The sequence below is a fragment of the Acinetobacter johnsonii CIP 64.6 genome, assembly GCF_000368045.1.
Lineage (GTDB): Bacteria > Pseudomonadota > Gammaproteobacteria > Pseudomonadales > Moraxellaceae > Acinetobacter > Acinetobacter johnsonii.
On record NZ_KB849236.1, the window covers coordinates 342,992 to 359,345 of the forward strand.

Sequence of the window (16,354 nt, forward strand, 5' to 3'; positions counted from 1 at the left end):
AATGTTGCGTTTCAATATTGAAATGATACAACACATATTCCAGCCTCAGTCTAAATCACAATACCGTACACGGAAATCTTTCCAGACGTAGTTTTTGCCTTGCGCATATTCAGCTAAAAATTGTTGATGTAGCTTCGGCTGCTGTTGCATCCAGTCATTGCCCCATTTCATACCAAGTGGAGGCGCTTTGTCTTTAAAAACAAAATAGTCATCAAGGCAAGTACTGCTTTCAACGGAGAGTGGTACATCTTGATCATCGAGATAATTTTCATAGTTAATCGAGTTGGGTGGATTCTTTAAGAACACTTTGTCACTGGCGGTGAGCAGAATTTTCTGTTCAAAGTGCTTCAATTGACCTTGTCTGTATTCATAGCGGGTTTCAAGGTTATAAGGGTGTACGGTTTGGTAGTCGCCTGGAGACTTGGTGCTGTATTCCAGTATTGCATTATTATAATCTAATAAGTCTTCATCCCATTTGGGGCCAAAACTCATCCCATCTTCAATGGCTGGAGCCACAAATTGTACGCGGTGGAGCTGTTTTCCATTCGTGTCGATTTCAATAATTTCATAGCTGTATCGGTAGCGATTGTTGGTATAGATGGGGTTCATGGCCGCATTGGCTTTTAACTCTGTAGGAGGAGTATAGGCATAGCGAGTACGAAAAATCAGTGCGAGATTTTTAGCGACGGGTATAATCGAAAACAGTTCATGATCTTTGACAGTGTTGTTGAGTTGGGGCTGTAGGGTGATTTTTTCTCTATTTTCAGCATAAGCCTCGCCTATTGAAAAAACTGCCGAGTGGGGCGAGTTTAAATAAAGCAGTTTAGGCTTTTGCCCCGTTCGAATCGCGTAATAGTGAATCGGAGATTTGCCTGCGATGACATAATAGAGTGCATTCAAAAGTGGATCTTTGAGGCTATCTTGCTCTGGAATGTATTGCGGATGACGGATTTTTTCATGATCATCCAGACTGTCAAATGGATTGTCAGATTCGACTACATATGCAGAAGCATCCACGCTGGTCACGATTTCTTCATCTAATTCGGCAAAGCTATAAGTTGAGAAAGATAGTAAGCAGGCCACGGGCAGTATTATTTTTAAAGCGTTCATCGTCATTTTTATATTGTTGTAATTGAAAAAAGGTGCTCTCAAGAGAACACCTTTTATAGCGTAAATAACTTAGAAAGCCAATTATTCTAAGAATTTAACCGTAACACCTGACTTCACTTTTTTGCCAAGATCATTAGCATCCCAGTTGGTCAAACGGATACAACCGTGCGATGCTGTTTTAGAAATAGCTGAAGGGTTTGGTGTACCATGAATACCAAATGATTTTTTGCTTAAACCAATCCAGATATTCCCTACAGGACCATTTGGACCCGGTGGTAGAGAAAGTGGTTTTAAGTTTTTGCCCTGTACAAAGTTACTTGGTGAGTAGCTATACCAAGGATTTGGCGCAACACCAGTGACTTTATAAGTACCCGTTGGAGACGGAGTATCTGAGCTACCAATGGTTGCAGGGAAAGAACCGATCATTTGGTTGCGGCTGTTAAATAAATACAGCTGTTTTGCACCTTTGTGCGCAACGATCAAATGAATGTCTTCTGGCACTTCATTGCGGATATTGGCCACAATAATTTTTTCGCCCGCTTTTTTGAAGGTCGCTTTTGGATTTAACTTCTGCAAGAAGTCTTCATCCATATGGAACTTTTCACCCAACATTTCAGTCACGCGAGTGTAATACAAACCTTTCATTTTGGCTTGTAGTGCATAATCGCGTGGAATTGATGCAGCATAAGGACCTTTTAGGTCTGCTTCGGTAATGGTGTATTCAATAAACGCAGGTTTAGAACCTTGGCTTGCTATTAGGGCATCCCAAGTTTCTTTGGTTAAAGTGCCTGTTGCTTTTAAACCGCTCATTTGCTGGAACGAAGCAATGGCTTTGAGGGTGTTTTTACCGCTCATGCCATCAATTGCGCCCGGAGACGCATGTGCATTATTCAACATCACGTGAGCACGTGCATAGACAGGGAATTGGCCTTTACCAATATTGTCAAACCATTCTGCACTGTTTAAACCATTTAATGTCCACGATGCTTTAGCTGCAGCAGGATTGGTCGTCGTGGTGGTCGGTGCAGGGGTGGTTTTGCTTGGTGCAGCACCAACGTCAGCGGTTTTATCTTCAGATTGTTCAAGTTGATCTAAAGTTTGCGAAGCTTGGTTTAAGTCTGCTTGTTCTTTTGCTGTAATTTGGCTATTTGCAACCGCAGTAGAAGCTGAAGCGACATCTGTTGCTAAAGGATCAATAGGATCTTGAACTGAAGTATCAATGATCTTTTTTGGCGTCAAGGGTTGTTCAGTAGTAGATGCAGCAAACGCTGTACCAGCAAGAATGCAACTTAAACTCATCGCGAGTATTGTGCGAACGAACATGTAATTCAACCTTAAGAATTATTCATTTACAAAGTAAAAACTAGTGAAGTATTACAGAAAAAAGATGGAGATGCAGTATTTGTTTTGTGTAAATATTCGTTTGCATCTTTGTCCTGATCGAATTTTAGTGTTATGAGAAGTTATTAAAAATTCGACCTTTTTGTTATGATGGTGAGCAAATTTAATTGAGATGGGAAAGTAAATGACGACGCTTAAAAATGATCGTTTTCTACGTGCTTTATTACGTGAACCTGTAGATACCACACCCGTCTGGATGATGCGTCAAGCAGGGCGTTATTTACCTGAATATCGTGCAACCCGTGCACAAGCGGGTGATTTCCTTTCGCTGTGTAAAAATAACGAATTTGCGTGTGAAGTAACTTTACAGCCTTTACGTCGTTATGAGCTCGACGCTGCCATTTTATTTTCAGATATTTTAACTGTACCCGATGCTTTGGGTTTAGGGCTTTATTTTGAAGCTGGGGAAGGGCCTAAATTTCATAAAACGGTCCGTACTGAACAAGATGTGGCGAATTTACCTCAGTTTAATGCCGCGTCTGATCTCGACTATGTGATGAATGCAGTCAAGACGATTCGTTCAGCCTTAGGTGGACAAGTGCCTTTAATTGGCTTTTCAGGCAGTCCTTGGACGCTGGCAACTTATATGGTTGAAGGTGGTTCGAGCAAAGACTTCCGTTTCACCAAACAAATGATGTATGCGCAACCTGAAGTTTTACATGCGCTGCTCGATCGTTTGGCTGATGCGGTAATTGACTATCTAAATGCGCAAATTGATGCAGGTGCTCAAGCCGTACAAATTTTTGACAGCTGGGGCGGGGCATTGGCACACCGTGAATATTTAGAATTTTCTTTAAAATACATGCAAAAAATTGTTGCAGGTTTAAAACGTGAAAATGAAGGACGTAAAGTGCCTGTGATCTTATTCACTAAAGGTGGCGGTCAGTGGCTAGAGCCGATGGTGGCAACAGGAGCTGATGCTTTTGGTTTAGATTGGACGACGCCATTAAATGTAGCTCGTCAAACGGTGGCTGGCCGTGCGGCACTGCAAGGCAACTTAGACCCTGCAACATTATATGGTTCGCATGACACCATCGTGAAAGCCACTAAAGCCATGTTGGATGACGCTTATGCAGGCGGTGAGAAAACAGGTTATGTTGCAAACTTAGGTCACGGCATTACTCAGTGGGTTGACCCTGAAAACCCGAAAGCCTTTATTGATACTGTGCATGAATACAGTGCCAAATATCTCTAAGTTTCACAGCTTCAATTCAATTAGGATTCATGCGTGATCACGATTTTAAAATCATGTTTTGAGTTCTCATCTAAGGCAGCTTCGGCTGCCTTATTTGGGATATTACTGTTATTGGCTTTTGCGTTCACAGCCAGTATGGGGGATCAGGAATATTTCGGCTTTTTCCGTTATGACTATCTATTGTTTTATGCCGTACTGATTCAGGTATGTCTACTGTATTTAAAACTTGAGTCTTGGACCGAAGCTAAAGTGATTGCATTATTTCATGTGATGGCAATGGTGATGGAAATCTTTTTGACCCATCCGCAAATTGCGTCTTGGCAGTATCCGCATCCCGCCGTGTTTAAAATTTTAACAGTGCCTTTGTTTGCAGGTTTTATGTATTCGGCTGTGGGTAGTTTTTTTGCGCGTTCATTACGTCTCTATCATGTTTCTTTTCAGCACTTACCCCGTTTCTCCGCCATGCTGACATTGGCGGTGTTGTCTTATATCAACTTTATGTCCAAATTTTTTGTTCCAGATATTCGTTATCTTTTGTTTGCGTGGAGCATAGTGCTATTTTGGAAAACCAAGATTGGCTTTGAATTACAGCAGCACCGTTTTCAACTGCCGATGTTACCCGTACTTTTACTGTTGGCTTTTATTATTTGGATTGCGGAAAATATCAGTACGTTTTACCAAATCTGGTTGTACCCAAGTCAAGTCGATGCATGGCATATGGTCGGTTGGGGCAAGTTGGGTTCTTGGTATTTATTGCTACTGCTCAGTCTGGTGTTGGTGTTAAAGATTTTAGGGAAACGAGACCTACGTGGCAGTTGGTCCTTATACCGCTAAAGCACATTTTTAAATATTCACTTCACTTTAGTATAAATTGTTTTGCGTTATGCGCTTGTTACCGCTATCTTACAAGGGTGTAGCTCAAAATACACACAATAGGAACAATAAAAATACTCGGAGATAATCGAGTCTGGAGAAACCTTATGTTGAAAAAAATAGCATTGGCTGCGGTTTTGGCTGTTGGTTCTACCGCTACATTTGCAGATAATGACGTCGGTTGTGGTATTGGTTCACAAATTTGGGCTGGCCAGTCTGGTAAAGTCGCTAAAATTTTAGCGGGTACAACCAATGGTCTTTTCGCTAACCAACTTTTCGGTATTACCTTTGGTACTTTAGGTTGTAGCGGTACAGGTACTGTGACTGCTCAGGCTGTAACATTTACCAACGAAAATGCGGAAGCATTGGCGCGTGATATGGCAGTCGGTGAGGGCGAAAGTCTAAATGTACTGGCTGAATTACTGAACATCCAGTCTGAAGATAAAGCACGTTTCTTTGAAGTGTCTAAACAAAACTTCGCAAAAATCTATTCAGCTGAAAACCAAGATGCGCTTCAAGTATTAGCATCTTTACAAGCAGTCATGGCAACGGATAGCGTATTAAAAGCATACGTTTAATTGCACCATAAAACCCTGCCATTCAGGCAGGGTTTTTCATATCTAAAAAAGAAGAATAGCTAACACTGCATGAAATCTGTTGTCCTCCTCTCAAGTGTGCTATTCAGCACCAGCATCTTTGCTCAAGCACCTCGCTCAGCAGAGTTTTATATTGAAAAAGCACAGCAGCTGAAGCTAGCCTCAAATGTGACGTGGCAACGTTTGATGTATGCCAATGCTTCAGGACAAAGTGAAGTCACTTACCGTCCATTTTTTTATAGTGAACACGGACAAACTCAGCTCAAACAAGAGCTTGATGCCAATATTGCAGCACTTTTTACTCCAGCCGAAGCCAATCAATCGATTCAGTGTCGCTTTCCGGCACGTTCAAAATGGCTCATAGGACAACTGAATATTGCATCAAACCAACTGACTAAAGCCTCATGTCCTGAGCTGGATGAGTGGCTTGGGCAAATTAAGCCGTATAAGGCGACTTTAATTTACGCCACGGACTTTATGGGCAATCCCAGTTCGATGTTTGGGCATACCCTGTTAAGGCTCGATCCTAAAGACCAAAAACAGCTGAACTTAGTCTCTTATGCCGTGAATTATGTAGCGACAGTGGCCAATAGCGACAGCTTTTCTTTTGCATGGAAGGGCTTAACCGGGCAGTACCCAGGTGAGTACTCACTCATGCCGTACTATCGAAAAGTGAAAGAATATGGTGATTTGGAAAGCCGCGATTTGTGGGAGTATGAGTTAGCCCTGACGCCAGAAGAAACCAAAACCATGGTTGAGCATATTTGGGAACTCAAGCATGTGCAATTTCCTTACTATTTTATCAGTGATAACTGTGCCTATCGTTTACTGGGTTTAATTGATTTGGTACGGCCAGAGGTCAACCTACAAAAACAATTTAAAACCGCTGCGATTCCTGTTGAGACTATTAAGGCGGTCGATGAAAACCATCTAATTGCAGAAAGTGTTTACCGTCCAGCTTTAGAAACTCAGTTGTTGGCACAAGCCAAACAACACGGACAAGCCTTGGCAGCGGCTGCGCATCAGGTTGCGCAACTTGAACCTGCTCAAATGCAAGATTATTTGAATCGCTATGCCTTGGTGGATCAGGCACGTATTTTAGAAATGGCCTATGACCATGTGTATTTACAGTTAATTGCACAAAAGATTGCGGCAGAAGACGCCCAACCGCGTATTCGACAACTGCTGGGTTTGCGGAGTCAGATTGACTTGGAAAAGCAACGTCAAGTGGTCGAAGCGCCAAAAGTAGATCCAGTAAAAGGCCACCATGCGCGAACCGTTCAGCTTGAAGCAGGTGAGATACAAGGTGACACTTATTTCCGACTGAGCCATCGTCAGGCCTATCATGACTTGATTGACCCACAAGGCGGCTTTCGTTTGGGTACACAGCTTAAATTTCTAGATGGTAGCCTCGAATATCGCGATGATCGACTAAAACTGCAAGAACTAAATGTGCTGGAGGTCAATGCCTACAGTCCATTGACTGCTTTTAAAACACCATTAAGCTGGGGTTTTAACATGGGTTGGCAACAAGAGGCACTAAATCGAGATGGTGCATTTAGTGAACAGGATCAACACGGTGTATTCAATCTATCCAGTCAGTTTGGCTATAGTGTGGCAGATCAAGAGCGTCAACATTTATGCTATGCACAATTGCAAAATCATGTTCAAGCAGGCAAAGCTTTAGACCGAGGTTGGCGCGTGGGACTTGGGCCAACGGTAGGCTGCCAGAACATCTGGAGCGAACATATCAATAGTTTGGTACAGGTCGAGCTGCCATATTGGGAAGATAGCCATCAATGGCAAGTCAGACTGAATACTCAGTTGCAATATTTATTCAATCAGCAAAATGCGTTGAGGCTTCATTGGCAGTATCAACAGCAAAAAGGCAAAGATTGGGATCAGACGGGTTTGAGTTATATCCATTTCTTTTAGTTCGATCCTCTTTTCAAAGCTCCAATAATGGGGCTTTTTTTATGAAAGTCATTGCCATTAAAACAACCAAACGTGAGCCTTACTTTTTATAAAGCGCTGAAAATGAAAGCTGATGGTGAAAATAAGTATTGAAATTTGTTATATTAATCACATAAATGTCTAGTAAGTCTCAAAAATATATAAATAGGTAAGTTTTATGAATGATGAATGCATGGCTAAATTGGCCGAGCAATGGGGGAAAATTTGCCAACATTATTCAGTGAATGATCACGTTAAAGCGCAAAATTTTATTCAGCAGCATTCGTCTGTATTGGTTAATGAATTTTATAGCAATATTGTCTTGGAGCCTGAGGCTGCAGATTTTTTTAAAGATGACATCATTCAACAACGTTTAAAAAACAGTTTAAACCAATGGCTCATTGAAAGTTTCGACGTGGCTGTGAATGAAGCTTATTATGCAGCAGTTGAAAAACAACAAAAAGTTGGGCAGGTACATGCGCGGGTGGGCATTCCTTCTTGGTTGATCATGCGCGGTATTCGTGAGATTGAAAACAAGATCTTGGAACTCTTGGCTGAACTTCCGCTGGAAAATAACCACCACATGCTGAGTTATATGCTGCAAATTATGGGTTTTGCGACAGAAATTATGTGCAGATCCTATGAAGCCAATACAGAGCGAAGCCATGAAGTTAAGCATAGTTATCGTTTATTTTCTGCAATGCAAGATGTCGCGGTACAAAAAGATAAGCAGCGCAGTATTTTGCTCGACTGGGAAAATGAGTTGATGTTCAAAGTCTTCTCCGAGCATCCGCAGTTGCAACACATTGCTTTGTCTAAGTCAGAATTTGGTCTATGGTTTGTTCATAAAGCAGCGTATGCATTTACGGGCGCAGAGCAGGTGGAGACCATTATCAGGCTGATTCAACAGGTCGATACCCTCAATTTTGATGTGCTCGACTGTCAAGATCAGGCTCAGAAGGTAGAACGCATTCAAGAAATTCGTGACGTGAACCGACAGATTCAGCATTTGGTCGATCAACTGTTTCAAGTGACCGAATATATAGATTCAGGCAATGACTCGCTCACTCAGCTGTTAAACCGTCGTTATTTAAGTACGATTGTGTCGCGTGAAATTAATTTTGCCCGTAAAAATGATGCTGCACTGAGCCTGTTGGCAATCGACGCGGATTATTTCAAACGTATTAATGATAAGTATGGGCATACCGCAGGGGACTTGGCACTGAGTTTTATTGCTGAAGTCTTGTTAGATGTAGCGAAGGGTAGTGACTATGCCTTCCGTGTCGGTGGCGAAGAGTTCTTATTGCTGTTGGTCGACAGTGATCTCACGCGTGCTTTACAAATCGCTGAAACGATTCGCATGCGGATACAAGAAACCCCAATTCGTACCGCTCATGGGCAAAGTTTTAGTTTTACCGTCAGTATTGGCTGTACGGTTTATAATGGTCATCCTGACTATCAACGCTTTTTAGACACTGCCGATTCGGCACTCTATGCAGCCAAAAATAAAGGGCGTAACTGTATTCATGTGACTGAAAAAGTCCTGAGTGTTTAAATCTCAGACTTAAACACGAACTGTTCTAAGACGTTTCAAATCGGTTGTTGAGGTGCTTATACCTCAACAATCACATAGTATTTTTTTACAGCTTCAATCACTTCAAATGTGCCGATAAAACTCGGTGGAATAATTCCTGCCTGACCTGCTTTGACTTCAATGAAGTTTTGAGTGTGGGCATCATGAATACGGATGCAGCCTTCCATCACTTGAAAGAATTCTTGTTTGTTGTCAGCAAATTGAATATTCCATGAGCCAACTTCACAGTGCCAAATCCCGCAGCCCATGTGTGGATGCTCGTACAGATTATAGGTCAAGCGCTGTGGGTTACCTTGAACTAAACGGTCTGAACGTGGAAAATCAATACTCTGTTCGCCTTGGGTCAAACCATGACCTGCTAACCAAATTGCTGACATTGCGTATTCCTCTAAACAAAAAATGAATCGTTCAATGATATATGCATAAAAAAAGCCCCAACAGAGGTTGAGGCTTTATGTTTCAATTAATAGCTTTCAGGGACTGCACTTAAAAACTCACGACGCTCTTCTTTATTGGTTTTAAAGTCACCAATAAAGGAAACGGTACGTGTAGTCGATTCTTGCTTGCCGACGCCGCGCATCATCATACACATATGTGCAGAATCAATCATAACCGCCACGCCACGTGCGCCTGTCACTTCTGCAACCGCTTCTGCAATCTGCTGCGTCAGGTTTTCTTGAATCTGTAGACGACGTGCAAACATTTCGGTGATGCGTGCAAATTTAGAGAGTCCAAGGACATTGCCTTCAGGTAAATACGCAATATGTACGCGACCATAAAAAGGCAATAAATGGTGTTCACAGAGTGAATAAAATTCGATATTTTTAACCAGCACCATTTCACGGTTGTCCGATGGGAACACCGCATTATTGGTCACTTCTTCTAAGCTTTTGCTATAACCAGACGTTAAATACGAAAAAGCTTTAGCAGCACGCATAGGCGTATCGAGGAGACCTGGACGGGTTAGGTCTTCACCAACGGCAGTTAAGATGTTAGCGTAGGATTGCTGCATAGACATAAGACGTGTTCACTTACACTGATATTGAACAAGGACGGCATTGTAGCAGAAAACTATTCCAATGCCTTATTTTGGACAAAAATCCGATTACTGTTTAAACTTTGGGTTCTTTTCAGCACGTTTTAGCAACACTAAAACTGCACCTGTGCCACCTTGTTTCTCTGGTGCACTTACAAAAGCCAATACATCGCGGTGTTGACGCAGCCAACCATTCACATAGGTTTTTAAAATGGCTTCTGGACCTTTGCCGTGTACAATTTTAATGACATTTTGATTTTCATCTTTGGCCATTTGAATGACTTGTAAAACTGCGACACGGGCTTCTTCAACGGTGCAACCATGCAAGTCGACTGCTTCAAACCAACGGATGTTCCCCGCTTTTAAATCTTCAAATACTTTGTGTTGCAGCGTAGCAATGCGATAACTGAGCGCGGCTTGGCTCGCTACAGGGTTGAGCATCGCTTGAGTATCGGACAGCTCAGTTGCATCGGTATGCATTGGGCCTTCAGCCGCTGCACGTTTTGCTAAAGTTTGTGCATCGATTTTTTTCTTTGGATTTTTTTCTATTTTGGCAATGTTCGCAGTCTCCATTTTTTGGACACCTTGCATTTGTTTTTGAAACAACGCGAAATCATCTTCTGGCTCGGGCGGAGCAACTTGAGCTTGGGCCTCAGACTGTTTGATGGCAGTCGAATGCGGATTGGTGATTTGCTTTTTAAAGTCTTTCAGTAAATTAAACTGTTCTTTAGAAAGCGATGAATCATGTTTGCTCATAGTGTCAGAAAAATACGCAAAATAAGAAATTAGGCGATAATTATAGTCTGATTTTCCCTATATTTGAACTGAATTGCATTCATAGAGATTTGCAAAAAATTGCATATCAAATGGCTAATAGTATTCTGCGGGGTGCTCAAGAGAACTGCTGTTCTGTAAGAACTTAAAATGATTGAACCCGAGCAACCATTCTATCTAGATAGACAAATGATGTACTCGGGTTCAGGTTTGGCATGCTAAGTCAGTCGTGACTTAACTTGCACGTAAAGTACGGATGATTTTATCCAGTTTTTTATCGATTTGGTTACGATAAAGGTCAGGCAAGACACGCGAAAGTTTGGCAAGAATACGTGCTTGAGTACTTGGAATAATCATAAATTGGGATGAGAAAATGCCGCTGTAAATTTCCTGACAGGCCTTCTCTAGTGGGAGGCTGCCGCCAAGTTGTTTTAATGCCGCTGTGACTGGTGAACCATTTTTACGTTCGTCAAATACCATCGGTGTTTCAATTTCTGGCGGGCAAACCACGGCAACTTTAATTTTCTGACTACGCAGTTCCATACGTAGCACTTCAGCCAAACCGACCACGCCAAATTTAGATGAGCAGTAACCCGTATAACCATAACAACCGACCAAGCCCGCTGCTGATGCAACTAAAACCAGTTTTGGTGATTTGCCTTGTTGAACCGCTTGCTTGAGATGCGGTAAGGCAGCATGGGCTACATTACGGCTACCGACTAGGTTGATATTAATTTGTCGTAAATATTCTTCAGAAGTCATGTCTTCAAATGATTTTGCAATTGCAATGCCTGCTGAGTTAATCAACAAATCTGGTGTGCCGAATGCAGCCACTGCTTCTGCAAATTTCGCGTCCATAGTGCTTTCATTTTGTACATCGACTTCAAAACCACAGACCGCAGGGGAGCGCTTTTTCAAGTCAATCACCGCTTGTTCAATCCCCGCGTGGGCGAAAATACACACTTGGTAGTTATCTTTGAGTAAACGTTTAGTCAACTCAAGGCCAATACCGCTGCTGCCACCTGTAACCCATGCTGTTTTCATATTTTTTTCATCACAATATCCTTTTGAATGTTTCGAATGAGCCTTAAACGACTTCGTCTTGAAGTAGAACATGACCAAATTGTTTGCGGAGTTCTGCCTTCACAATTTTACCTGTACCGTTGATTGGCAGTGCATCTACAAAAATCACCACGTCAGGAGTCTGCCAGCGGGCAATCTTATTATCAAAGTAAGCCAGCGCTTCTTCTTCAGTCAGTGTTGAATTTTCCTGTTTTACTACAATTAAGATTGGACGCTCGTCCCACTTTGGATGACGTGCTGCAATTGCGGCAGCCATGCGAATTTCAGGATGTCCAACTGCAATATTTTCAATTTCAACCGAAGAAATCCATTCACCGCCTGATTTGATCAAATCTTTCGCACGGTCACAAATGGTCATATAGCCGTCTGCATTTAATGTTGCAATATCGCCTGTATCGAACCAACCATCTGCTGTGGTAGCACTTTTTTCTTGGTTGAAGTAATGATCAACAATCCAAGGCCCACGGATTTGTAGATTTCCTTGGGTATGGCCATCGTTGGCTAAGACTTGATTGGTGCTTTCATCAACGATACGTAATTCAACACCAAAAGGTGGACGACCTTGGGTTAAGCGTAACTTTTCAAACTCTTCAGCACTCAAAGTGGCATGTTTTGCTTTCGGTTGGTTCGCTGTTCCCAGTGGGCTGGTTTCAGACATTCCCCATGCATGAATAGTGTCGCAAGCATAGTTGTTTTTGAAATCACGAATAATCGACGGTGGGCATGCAGCGCCACCCACAACATTGCGGTTCATACGGTCTAAGGTTGTGCCGCGTTTTTTTGCAGCAGCAAGTAAACCTTGCCAGATGGTTGGCACACCTAAGGCGATGGTTACTTTATAGTCATCAATTAAGCTGGCTAGGCTATCACCATCCAGATTTGGCCCCGGAAGGACAATAGTACAACCTACCATTGCTGCTGCATATGGCACACCCCATGCATTGACATGGAACATAGGAACGACAGGCATGACCACATCATTTGCAGACAGGTTTAATGCGTCTGGCAAGCTGATCGCCATGGTGTGGAGTAGGGTAGAACGGTGGCTATACAGGACGCCTTTCGGGTTGCCTGTTGTGCCAGAGGTGTAACATAAAGAACTAGGGGTTTCTTCGCTGAATTGTGGCCAGTTAAATTCAGCAGATTGGTTTTGAATTAAATCATCATAGAAAATCACATCTGGAAGTGCGGCTAAGATTTTTTCATCATGTGCACCGTAACAGATAAATTTTTCAACGGTTGGTACTTTGCCTTGGATTGCGACAATTAACGGTAGGAAAGTCGAATCAAAGAAAATCGCTTTGTCTTGTGCATCATTAATAATGAAGACCAGTTGTTCTGGGAATAAGCGAGGGTTGATGGTGTGGCAAACATAACCACTACCAGAAATAGCATACCAAGACTCTAAATGACGGTGGTTGTTCCACGCGATCGTTGCAAGACGATCACCTTGGTTAAGATTAAATGACGTGAAAGCATTGGCTAAACGTTTGCTGTTTTGTTGGACCTGTAACCAATTGGTGGTGGTCATTTGTCCAGTTACTTCACGTGAAAAAATAGAAGTATCTGCGTGGTACTTTGCTGCATGCTCGATTAAGTTACTAATCAATAAAGATTGGTGCATCATTTTGCCAAACATTTCATTCATCCTTGGTGACTATTTTTCTAATAAAAAAGGCTATTAGCCGAAGCCAAAAGCCTTTTGGAATTTATTTGTCGCTAAATACAACATCCGAACCCGGTTTAATATAACGCGGCATTTTTTGCCCTGTATGTTCAGCCACGACGTGAAGGGTGCGCTCGATCCAACCTGCATCCATAATAAACATCAGTGAATCATCATCATTTAAGTTGACGTTCGCGCCATTAATGACCATGAACCCTTCAGCACCTTCTGGGGTTGCTAAAGTATGGATCGAACCTGCTGGTTCAAATAAATAGCTGCCAGCCGTTTGAACATCTTCAGGATATTCGACATAATGCCATGAACCTGCTGTTGTATAGAAATGTACAACACCGGTATGGAAGTGACGTGGAAGTATAGTACCTGGTTCAAAACGGGCATGAATGACCCAGACGCCATTATCAGGGTCTAAAAAGCAAGGCGTGACATGCACACCCGGTAGTGCATTTTTGATTTCGCCATCTTTGATGTTAATCGTTAATAATCGATCCTGATGTTTAACTGATTGTGCGATGCTCATGACAAACTCCTTATATATCTTTGATTTAGAATATGATATGAGATATCAATACCTAAGATTTCCTTGAGCTTGAGCATAGCAATGTTTCAAAGATCACAAACCACTCGAAAGAATGGAATTCACATTGTTTGATAAATATGCGAATGAATAGTTTGAGGTTGGGGTATCTGAAAGCATGATTTTGATGCAATTTCACATTGCCTAACTGTAGTTCCCCGACTAATTTATAAGTGTTTTAGACTGGAAAATGGCATAACATGATTGGTTGAGGATGATGTTTTGCCAAATGCAAAATTCAGGGAAATGAACATTGCAGATGAAGTTGAATAAAAAACGATTGGATGAATATACATGCAAGTGTTGAAGACTAAACTCAGTCGTCCGAGCGTGCAAAATGGCAGGGCAATGCAACGTCCCCAACTGTTAAGTCAGATGGTGGACTATTGTCAGTCTTCTTTGGTTTTTATCCACGCCGCGGCGGGTTATGGAAAAACCACGCTGATGCATCAACTCTCAGAGTCTCTTTTAGCAAAGGGAAACAAAGTCTGTTGGTTGACCTTGGATGACGATGACAATGATCCGATTCGACTCTATCAATACTTGCGTTTGGCGCTTTTGGATTTAGAACCGCCGCAGTCCCTCTCTTATGGACAGATCCATAAACAACACATCATTGAGCTGACACAAAAAGTTGCAGAAGTGGATGCTGACACTGTTTTATTTATCGATGAGTTTGAAGCATTAACGAACCCAGAATGTTTAAATATCTTTTGGTGGTTGTACCAGTCTTTACCTGAAAATTGTCATTTGGTGATTGCTTCAAGGGTCAAACCTAACTGGAGTTTCGCGAAAGAATATCTATTGGGGCGTTTAAAGTGGGTTACTGAGTCTCAGTTGAGTATCAAACAGCAAGAAAGCAGTGAGCTCATTCAGTTTTTACAACAACAAAACTTTGACCAGCTTGCTTTAAGCACGGAGCTTGCAGAACAACTGATTGATAAAACTGAAGGCTGGTTTACAGGCATTCAGTTCACCAATTTATATTTGAAAGAACACCAAGATATTCATGGCTTTATTCAAAATTTAAGCGGTGCGCACCATCAGATTGTGAATTACCTCAGTGAGCAGGTTTTTTTACAACAAGACCCTGAAATTCAGCAATTTTTATTGCAAATTAGTGTACTGAGGAAAATTAATCCAGCTTTGGTTATCGCTTTAACTGGTAATCATGCTGCACAGCAGATTCTCGATGTCATCAGCCAAAAAGGCTTGTTCATTCAAGCGATAGATGAACAGCGTACGTGGTATCGCGTGCATCATTTATTTCGAGACTTTTTGCAATCGAAGTTTAAGCTTTTACAACCCGATGCATATCAGCAAATGCATCGTAAAGCGGCAGAATGGTTCAAACAACAGCGTTATCTGATGGAAGCGATTTATCACGCCCAACAGGCAGAAGATCAGCAGCTGATTTTATCATTGCTCAACACGGTATGTCGTGAACTGATTTTAGAAGGCCGACACTATACCTTGTTGGAGTTGGTCAAACAGATCCCTGATTCTGTCTTGCTGCAAAATCCAAATTTGCTCTATGACATTATTTGGACCTTGGTGCTGACGCATCAAGTGACCCTAGCCAATCATTATTTACAGCTCTGGCATAGTGTGGATCAACATGAAACCTTATTACAACATGAGGACCAATTAGGTTTAGCCCCTCTCATTGCTGTTTTAGAAGACAAGTTAGATGTGGCTTATCGCTTAGCGCAACAAAACTTAGCACAACTGCCAAGTACCGTTTATTTTGTCCGTGCTCTACTGATTGGGATTGGGGCTTTACATCACATTTGTTTGGGGCAAATGAGTGAAGCACGAAAGCTATTACTACAAACGCGCATTATCTATTTGCAAGGTCATAACCTATATGGTTTGGCAATGGTCGATTGTATTGATGCCCTATGTGATTATTTATTAGGAAATTTAACGCTCGCGGCAGAGAAATTTACTCAAGTAGGGCAGAGCGAGGAATATCGAAACTTAGGTCTAGATGAAGACAATCAAGCGGCCATTATGAATATTCTGAGCAGCTTTAAAGCAGACCTGTATTATGAAATGAACCAAATGTCGCAAGTCGAAGTTGCATTAATGGACTTTAAGGGCGGCGGTAATCTAGCAATGCCTGATATGGTGATAGTCGGTTATATTTTACAAATGCGACTAGCGACCTTGCATCAAGATCAAAGTGCGATACAAACGTGTTTGCACCAAGCACATACCCGTAGTAGCCAATGGTCATTACCTCGACTCGCACAAACCATACAAGCCTATGTGCAACAATCAAGCCCGCTTTCTGCATTAGCTGATACTGAACAGGCAGCATTTCAGCCATATTTAAATTTTACGAATTTGCTGCGTGGCGATGATTTAATGCTGGTGCGTCAGCAAATTTTCATGGGGCAAGCCGAGCAAGCCAAAGAATATTTAAGCCAGTAGTTAGCATTTTTTAGGATTTATCCGATACGTTTTGCGCGTGTT

General features: G+C 42.0%; 14 protein-coding genes. 6 read left to right on the plus strand and 8 right to left on the minus strand.

What is annotated here, in order from left to right; genetic code table 11:
- Positions 1–45: 45 nt before the first annotated feature.
- Both F986_RS12655 and F986_RS12660 read right to left on the minus strand, forming a co-directional pair.
- A complete protein-coding gene (locus F986_RS12655; protein ID WP_227555151.1) occupies positions 46–1,110 on the minus strand; it encodes a hypothetical protein in 1,065 nt (354 codons plus the stop codon).
- An 81-nt stretch (positions 1,111–1,191) separates the two neighbouring features.
- Positions 1,192–2,433, minus strand: a complete 1,242-nt coding sequence (locus F986_RS12660; RefSeq protein WP_004695666.1) for a L,D-transpeptidase family protein — start codon at positions 2,431–2,433, stop codon at positions 1,192–1,194.
- Positions 2,434–2,635: 202 nt separating this feature from the next.
- Between F986_RS12660 and hemE the strand changes: the two genes are divergently transcribed.
- The 5 genes from hemE (at position 2,636) to F986_RS12685 (ending at position 8,683) form a co-directional block, all read left to right on the plus strand.
- Positions 2,636–3,706, plus strand: a complete 1,071-nt coding sequence (hemE, locus tag F986_RS12665; RefSeq protein WP_004695668.1) for a uroporphyrinogen decarboxylase — start codon at positions 2,636–2,638, stop codon at positions 3,704–3,706.
- A 36-nt stretch (positions 3,707–3,742) separates the two neighbouring features.
- Positions 3,743–4,540, plus strand: a complete 798-nt coding sequence (locus F986_RS12670) for a DUF817 family protein (protein ID WP_171057609.1) — start codon at positions 3,743–3,745, stop codon at positions 4,538–4,540.
- Between the two features lie 146 nt (positions 4,541–4,686).
- A complete protein-coding gene (locus F986_RS12675) occupies positions 4,687–5,157 on the plus strand; it encodes a DUF3015 family protein (RefSeq protein ID WP_004695672.1) in 471 nt (156 codons plus the stop codon).
- A gap of 69 nt (positions 5,158–5,226) precedes the next feature.
- Complete coding sequence (locus tag F986_RS12680) at positions 5,227–7,110, plus strand: Lnb N-terminal periplasmic domain-containing protein (RefSeq protein ID WP_004695674.1); 1,884 nt, start codon at positions 5,227–5,229, stop codon at positions 7,108–7,110.
- A gap of 196 nt (positions 7,111–7,306) precedes the next feature.
- Positions 7,307–8,683, plus strand: a complete 1,377-nt coding sequence (locus F986_RS12685) for a diguanylate cyclase (protein ID WP_004695676.1) — start codon at positions 7,307–7,309, stop codon at positions 8,681–8,683.
- A 56-nt stretch (positions 8,684–8,739) separates the two neighbouring features.
- Here the strand turns inward: F986_RS12685 and F986_RS12690 are convergent, their stop codons facing one another.
- The 6 genes from F986_RS12690 to F986_RS12715 all read right to left on the minus strand — a co-directional run bounded on the left by F986_RS12690 (position 8,740) and on the right by F986_RS12715 (position 13,819).
- Entirely contained in the window at positions 8,740–9,099 is a 360-nt protein-coding gene (locus tag F986_RS12690; RefSeq protein WP_004695678.1) for a cupin domain-containing protein, read from the minus strand.
- Between the two features lie 86 nt (positions 9,100–9,185).
- Positions 9,186–9,734, minus strand: coding sequence for a GTP cyclohydrolase I FolE (gene folE / locus F986_RS12695; RefSeq protein ID WP_171054237.1), 549 nt, complete (start codon positions 9,732–9,734; stop codon positions 9,186–9,188).
- A 93-nt stretch (positions 9,735–9,827) separates the two neighbouring features.
- Positions 9,828–10,514, minus strand: a complete 687-nt coding sequence (locus F986_RS12700) for a Smr/MutS family protein (RefSeq protein WP_004695682.1) — start codon at positions 10,512–10,514, stop codon at positions 9,828–9,830.
- A 252-nt stretch (positions 10,515–10,766) separates the two neighbouring features.
- Complete coding sequence (locus tag F986_RS12705) at positions 10,767–11,576, minus strand: SDR family NAD(P)-dependent oxidoreductase (RefSeq protein ID WP_004695684.1); 810 nt, start codon at positions 11,574–11,576, stop codon at positions 10,767–10,769.
- Positions 11,577–11,619: 43 nt separating this feature from the next.
- Positions 11,620–13,254, minus strand: a complete 1,635-nt coding sequence (locus F986_RS12710) for a long-chain fatty acid--CoA ligase (RefSeq protein WP_004695685.1) — start codon at positions 13,252–13,254, stop codon at positions 11,620–11,622.
- 70 nt (positions 13,255–13,324) lie between these two features.
- Positions 13,325–13,819: a 2,4'-dihydroxyacetophenone dioxygenase family protein gene (locus F986_RS12715; RefSeq protein WP_004695688.1), complete on the minus strand. Its 495-nt coding sequence runs from the start codon at positions 13,817–13,819 to the stop codon at positions 13,325–13,327.
- 351 nt (positions 13,820–14,170) lie between these two features.
- Here F986_RS12715 and F986_RS12720 point away from each other — a divergent pair, with 351 nt between their 5' ends.
- On the plus strand, positions 14,171–16,312 hold the full coding sequence (locus F986_RS12720; protein WP_004695690.1) for a winged helix-turn-helix domain-containing protein: 2,142 nt from the start codon (positions 14,171–14,173) through the stop codon (positions 16,310–16,312).
- The last annotated feature ends 42 nt before the right edge of the window (positions 16,313–16,354 follow it).